Consider the following 544-nt stretch of genomic DNA (forward strand, 5'->3'; position numbering starts at 1 on the left):
GAGGATGCGGTCGGCGTCGGCGAGTGGACGTCTCCGGTCAGGGGCGTGCGTCCACGATGATGAGACCCTTGCCGGAGATCTTGCGGCCCTTCTCCAGGCTGGTGATCAGGTCGACGGCGGAGGCCAAGGGAACGGTCTCGCCGATCGACATCCGGATGTGGCCGTCGACGGCCGCGCGGGTGGCGTCGGTGAGGATCTGCGTGGTCGGCGTGCAGAAGAAGATCTTGTGGCGCCGGTTCAGGGCGGCGTGGAGGAACTTCGCCGGGGTGGCGTTGATGTCCAGGAATACGCCGTTCTTCTTCAGCATGCGCAGCGCGGTCCGCACCGGGAGGGACCCGGCGGTGTCGAAGACGACGTCGAACGCGCCGCGCAGGTCGTCGCGTTGCCCGAGGTCGGTGTGCGCGTAATCGAAGACCGGCTCGACAGCGAGGTCACGGGCGCGCTCGAGCGATGCGCCACCAGTGCTGCCTGCGACGGTCGCGCCGAGCATACGGGCCACCTGCACCACGGCTTCGCCGACCCCGCCCGTGGCGCCGGTGACGAA

General features: G+C 69.1%; 1 protein-coding gene. It reads right to left on the reverse strand.

Annotation, left to right across the window (positions count from 1 at the left end; translation table 11 throughout):
* Nucleotides 1-37: 37 nt before the first annotated feature.
* Nucleotides 38-544 (reverse strand): zinc-binding dehydrogenase (locus BEK98_RS47485; RefSeq protein WP_143684302.1); only part of this gene is annotated, 507 nt, incomplete at its 5' end.

Origin of the sequence: Streptomyces diastatochromogenes (assembly GCF_002242805.1) — a bacterium.
GTDB classification, from domain to species: Bacteria; Actinomycetota; Actinomycetes; order Streptomycetales; family Streptomycetaceae; genus Streptomyces; species Streptomyces diastatochromogenes.